Annotated in this window: 1 pseudogene; it reads right to left on the minus strand. The window is 44.9% G+C overall.

Annotated elements, in window-relative coordinates:
- A pseudogene (locus tag H9X96_RS22205) lies at positions 1–6,332 on the minus strand (DUF11 domain-containing protein); the annotation flags it as partial.
- Between the last annotated feature and the right edge of the window lie 633 nt (positions 6,333–6,965).

Here is a 6,965-nt window from a genome sequence, read left to right on the forward strand (position 1 = left end):
CCAATGTTCCAGAGTCCTGTTAGCGGGTCATAAGTGGTACCTGCTGGCGGAGTAGAACTCACATAGGTATAACCTGATGGAAGCAGATCGGTCACGGTAATACCGGTACCATCACTAGGACCATTATTGGTGGTTGCCAGGGTAAATACCACGTTACTGCCTACCGCCGGTGTCGCATTGTCAACAGTTTTAGTCAGAGACCTGTCTGTTGTTGGTGTTGGAACCGGAGTAGAAGTCGGGGTGTTGTTACCCGGAGTCGGGTCATTTTCAGTTCCGTTAATACTAGCTGTATTGGCATAAGGGCCTGTTGCATTCACCGTCGCTGTAATGGTTAGTGTAGAAGTTCCGGTATTGGCCAGGGTACCAATAGTCCATAGACCAGTTGCAGGGACATAGGTTGTACCTGCTGGAGGAGTTGAACTTATATAGGTATAACCAGCCGGAAGCAGATCAGTCACTGTAATTCCAGTACCATCACTTGGCCCGTTATTGGTGGCTACAAGTGTAAACACCACATTGGTGCCAACTGCTGGAGTGGCTTGGCTGACAGTTTTCACAAGCGATCTGTCAGAAGTAGGAGTCGGTACCGTGGTCACTGTAGACGTATTGTTCGCTGATATCAAATCAGTCTCCGCTCCGCTGATGGTTGCCGTATTGGTATAAGGTCCGGCGGCATTCACGGTGGCAGTAATGGTCATGGTTGAAGTTGCTGTATTGGCCAAAGCACCAATCGTCCATACACCAGTTGCAGGGACATAGGTTGTGCCCGCTGGTGGAGTGGAACTTACATAAGTATAACCGGCCGGAAGCAAATCGGCTACTGCAACGGTTGTACCATCACTAGGACCGTGATTAGTAGCTACTAATGTAAACACAACATCAGTACCGACCGCAGGAGCAGCGTTGTTTACCGTTTTTACAATCTCGAAATCGGCTTCCTTGTCGATGGTCGTAGATACTGTACTACTGTTATTGGTCAGGTTAAAATCAATTATTGTCCCGGATGAGGTTACTGTTGCTGTATTGTTAATCGTTGCCACACTTGGCGATGGATTTACAATTCCATTCACTGTAATGAGGATGTAGTTAGCTAACCCGGCAGCAATATCACCTGTAAGGGCAATCGTATTACTTGTTCCTGAAGAAGGCAGATTTACTGCTGCAGAACCGACGGCTGCTGCTGACCAGGTAATGCCCTGTATGTCCGCTGGAATTATATCATTAATTGTTAATCCTGTTACAGCTATCGGACCGGCATTACTTACTTTGATTGTATAAGATACAGGGCTACCGGCTGTTGCAGTTTGAGGCCCACTTTTCTGAATGACTAAATCTGTAGATTGGTTAACAGCAGTAGTAACAGAACTTGTAGGGGCAGCATTGGGAGTGGTTACGGTAACAGTATTTGTAAAAGATGGCAATGCACCGGAATTTACAGTTCCCTGGATCACAAGGGTTAAAGTGCCGGGAACCGGAATATCACCGTTAATTGCGATATTAGAATTTGTTCCGGAAGCCGGCCCAACAAATGTTGCTCCACCTGCAGCAGTGATTGACCAGCTGCTGACAGTAACAGATGCCGGAACCGGGTCTGTAATTGATGCGCCAAATATGTCTCCGGCACCACCATTTGAAACTACGATAGTATAAGTAATAGGGTCGTTGATATTCACTCTTGCAGGACCATTTTTGGAAACCCTTACATCTGCGGAGTTTTGTACTATTGTATTTATTGTACTGGTATTCGAAGTTAGATCCGGATCAGTGACAGGACTTGTTATCGTGAAGTTAGCAGTGGCTGTATTTGAAAATGTAGTAGCATCTGTCGTTGCAGGGTTGACAGTTCCGCTAACCACAATGTCAATTACACCTGTACCAGCTGGAATACTGCCTGTTATATTAATATCCCCCGTTCCGCTTGCAGCACTTACAGTTGCGAGGTTTTGTACTGTCGCGGTCCATACTGGTGATAATATCTGGGTAGGAATTGCATCGGCAATGACTATATCCGGTGCATCACTAGGTCCGTCATTTACAATGCGCATGTTATAGGAAATAGCCTGACCAGCTCCAATATTTGCGGGACCCGATTTTGTGACACGAACATTAGCTTGTCTGCCAACCGTTGAGGTCATTGTGCTGGTTGCCGGAACAGGATTATTCACGCCTGCTTCTGGCGTTGCAGTTGCTGTATTTACAAGAGTAGTTCCAGTATAAGCAGCATCAAGTACCCCATTTATAGTAACCAAAACAGAAGCGGTTCCGGCAGGGATCTGAGCAAACAGATTTGGACTTCCGGCTCCGGAGGCTGCCCCATTAATAACCGCTCCATTTTGTGGGGTTGCGATCCAGGTTGCGCTGTTTAGACCTGCTGGAAGATTGTCAATAATGTTCACATTAGCTACATCCGAAGGACCGGTATTGGTCACATTAAGGGTGTAAGAGACACTATTTCCGGCAACTATTGTAGCAGGACCAGTTTTTTGGATTTTTACATTCGCATCTTTACTGATAGTAGTTACAACAGTGTTGGAATTGATTAGCGGGCTGCCGCCAGTGTTCACACTTGCTGTATTGGATAAAGAGGTTGCAGTAGCTGACGAAGGAATCGTTCCTGTAATGTTAATACTGATCTGATTACCGCCACCAGCAGGTATATTACCGGTCACAGCAACACTGTTGCTCGTACCAGTCCCACCTGTAATTATAGTGGCGGTACCCAGAGGAGTTGCTGTCCAGGTTACATTAGTTAACGTAGCTGGTACGTTGTCAATAATTGATTGGGCCAGTGCATTTCCTGTACCATTATTACTTACAGTCAAGACATAATTAACCACATTACCAGCACTTGCAGTAGCAGGGCCGGTTTTTGCAATCTGGACATTTACCGGAGTTGTTGTTGAAGTTGAGGTATTGTTACCCGGAGTCGGATCATTTTGTCCACCAGATACAGTTGCTGTATTGGCATAATTACCAGTTGGGTTTACGGTGGCTGTAATTGCTAGAGTAGCATTGGCACCATTAATTAAATTGCCAATAGCCCATACTCCGGTTCCGCTGGTATAAGTTCCAGTTGACGGAGCTGCAGAGACAAAGGTATATCCAGACGGCAGCAGATCATTTACGATAACACCTGTTGCATTACTTGGACCTGCATTAGCTGCTGTCAGGGTGAAAATTACCTGGTTGCCAACATATGGTGATGCGTTATTCACCGTTTTGCTGATGCTTAAGTCTGTGGTGGCTGTTGGTACTGGTGTTGAGGTCGATGTATTGTTACCAGGAGTCGGATCATTTTCAGTACCGGTAATAGTTGCCGTATTGGCATAAGCGCCGGTTGCATTTACTGTAGCTGTAATAGTCAGGGTGGAGCTGGCTCCATTGCCTAAAGTACCAATAGTCCATAATCCTGTTCCTGAGACATAGGTGGTGCCTGCTGGGGGAGTAGAACTCACATAGGTATAACCAGCCGGAAGCAGGTCTGTTACGGTAATTCCTGTACCCGGACTTGGGCCGTTATTGGTAGCGACTACAGTAAACACCACATTGCTGCCTACGGCCGGAGTGGCATTGTTGACAGTTTTTACCACCGATCTGTCCGTAGTAGGTACAGGTACTGGTGTTACTGTAGAAGTGTTATTTGCCGGACTGGGGTCATTTTCAGTACCACTGATAGTTGCGGTATTGGCATAAGGTCCTGCTGCGTTTACAGTAGCGGTAATGGTTAGCGTTGAAGTTCCTGTATTGGCTAATGCCCCAATCGTCCATAGGCCTGTTCCAGGGACATAGGTTGTACCTGCCGGAGGCGTAGAACTCACATAGGTATAACCGGCCGGTAGCAGATCAGTCACAGTAATTCCTGTACCTGCGCTCGGACCATTATTGGTAGCGACTACAGTAAACACCACATTGCTGCCTACAGCAGGAGTGGCATTATTGACAGTTTTCACCACCGATCTGTCCGTAGTAGGTATCGGCACAGGTGTTACTGTAGAAGTGTTATTTGCCGGACTGGGATCATTTTCAGTCCCACTGATGGTTGCGGTATTGGTATAAGGTCCTGCCGCATTTACAGTAGCGGTAATGGTCAGCGTTGAAGTTCCTGTATGGGCTAATACCCCAATCGTCCAGACTCCTGTTCCAGGGACATAGGTTGTGCCTGCTGGCGGAGTAGAACTCACATAGGTATAACCGGCCGGAAGCAGATCTGTTACGGTAATTCCTGTACCTGCGCTCGGACCGTTATTGGTAGCGACTACAGTAAAGACCACATTGCTGCCTACAGCAGGAGTGGCATTATTAATAGTTTTTATCACCGATCTGTCCGTAGTAGGTAAAGGTACCGGTGTTACTGTAGAAGTGTTATTTGCTGCGGTCGGATCGGTTTGTGTACCAGTAATCGTTGCGGTATTGGCATAAGGCCCTGCCGCATTCACGGTCGCGGTAATGGTGAGTCTTGAAGTTCCTGCATTGGCTAATGCCCCAATAGTCCACACACCTGTTCCGGGGACATAGGTTGTGCCTGCTGGCGGAGTCGAACTCACATAGGTATAACCAGCTGGCAGCAGATCTGTTACGGTAATTCCTGTGCCCGGACTTGGCCCGTTGTTGGTCGCGACCAGTGTAAATACGACATTACTGCCTACGGCAGGAGTAGCATTATCGACTGTTTTTACAATTGAGCGGTCAGTAATAGGTATTGGTACCGGGGTAACAGTAGAAGTATTGTTAGCTGGTACCGGATCATTTTCTGTTCCTGTAATCGTTGCGGTGTTAGCATAAGGTCCCCTAGCATTCACAGTGGCAGTGATAGTCATGCTTGCCGTTCCTGTACTTATCAGATTTCCAATAGTCCATAAGCCTGTGCCACTGTTAAAAGAACCAACTGTTGGTGTCGTATTTCTGACATAGGTATAACCAGCTGGCAGAACATCCGTTACTGTAATACCAGTTCCGGAACTTAAACCATTATTTATGGCATTTAAAGTAAATACAACGTTACTGCCTACATTAGGGCTCGCATTATTAACCGTTTTAGTGATTTGACGGTCGGTACTCAATACCGGAACCGGTGTTACTGTTGAAGCATTATTTGTGGAGACCGGATCATCCTCATTTCCAATAATAGTGGCTGTATTGCCATATGGTCCTGTTGGGTTTACTTTAGCAACAATACTCAAGGTTGCTGTACCTGTAGTGGAGACCATATTACCTATAGTCCATACGCCGGTTACTGAATTGTAAGTTCCGCTCGAAGGAGTTGCACTAACAAAGGTATAGCCAGCAGGAAGCAGATCATTAACTGTTACTCCGGTTGCATTGTTATTACCTAAATTATTTGCTGTAAGGGTGAAAGTCATATTGCTTCCAATTACAGGAGCTAAGTTGCTTGCTGCTTTATTGATAGATAAATCTACTGGTGAGTCTGTGGATACGCCTATTATAAATGCATCACCAACTGACGAATTAGTAGGACGTGCCCACGTACCTTCTGCACCATTCCCTCTTAAAAAGACCCGTAGAACTATAGAAGATATATTTTGTCCGTTAAACCGTACACTGCCACAGGCACCCCCTTCTCCGCAATTGGAGGCAGGTATGGCCGCCGAGTTATTGATCTGGGTAGCAGTAACAGATAGTTCAGGTGAACCAGACAGTTTCGTCATGGTAATCCCGGTACTGACTAAATTAAATTCTGCACTCATATTTGTATTGGCAGCTGTTGCTCCTACTCCGGCAAAATGTAGAATTGGATTGTCTACTGGTCTGCTGAATGAAATAGTCAGATCTGCCATCCGGTATCTTCCAGGAACAGGTCTGCCAGCATTTCTGAGTACAGTCGAAGAGACAAATATTTGAAGCCCATAATTGTTAACTACATCTATCCCATTTCCAGGTCCTCCGGCGTTTAACGAGCTGGATGTAAAGTTCGGAGCAAGAGCATCGAAAGCACCCTCTGCTATAAAAACAGGTGATGCTGCATATTCATCAGTCGCTCCTAGGAAACCACCAAAGAAAACCCCTGGGTTAATAGTCCCAACATTTGTGGGCCAGTCAGCTGTATTATATTGCTGTGCGCTTAGGCTGAATGTAGCCGTTACCGGGGCGCCATTAGCGGTATAAACTGCTGCGGTAGTCCCTGTCGGATTATTAGTGTTTTCTCTGAACGTCACCACCTGGTTTGCTGCCGTGGGGCCAACTGCTACCGTACTCGCGGAGGTGGAAAAGAATTCTAATGTTTTGGGATTCTGAGCCGTACTCAGAAAAGGAAGATAGAAAATAGAGAACGCGAAAAGACTTGCGTAAAGAAGTGAGATTTGGGAGCTTTTCATATCTGAGGCATTACATTTAGATGTACAATCACCAGTTTAGTAAACCACGATGAATCTTATATAAGCTCACTCTCTGATTTTTTAACAAGCGCTTAAAAAATCATTTTCCGATAAAATTTTTATCCGTATCATCAGTGTATACGGGAAATACGTGTTTTTATTAATAGGTAATTTGAATTTAATTTTTTTTTTTGACATTTAAAAAAAAAATGAGAAATAAAAAAAATATTATTTTTTTATCATAGCACGTTTTTCTGGTGAAACCAACTCTAATCTTTTTTATTAGCGCAGTTAGCTAATGTGCTTTTGTTCAAGTAATTAATATATAAATCAATATTTACTGTATGTGAAATCAAAAACGGGGGTTGGCTGTCTTTTAAGTTTACCATCTTTGAGCGGATACAGATTTAAGAAAATGGCGGTAGAATTTCCTACTTAAAGTAGTCAGTTTGAAGTCCTAAATTGTAAAGCAGGATAATTTCAGCGTCGTGGATAAAGTGATCAAAATGATCTTTTAATTAGCCTTAAGGTTTGCGATCAGGATTGGAGCACAGCCTTAGAGAAATCTAAGGCTTTTGCGTTTAAATAATTTCGCTGTAATATTCTATTTACCTCGCTTACCAACCGCCGCCG

It is taken from the genome of Pedobacter sp. N36a (assembly GCF_014472395.1).
Classification (GTDB): domain Bacteria; phylum Bacteroidota; class Bacteroidia; order Sphingobacteriales; family Sphingobacteriaceae; genus Pedobacter.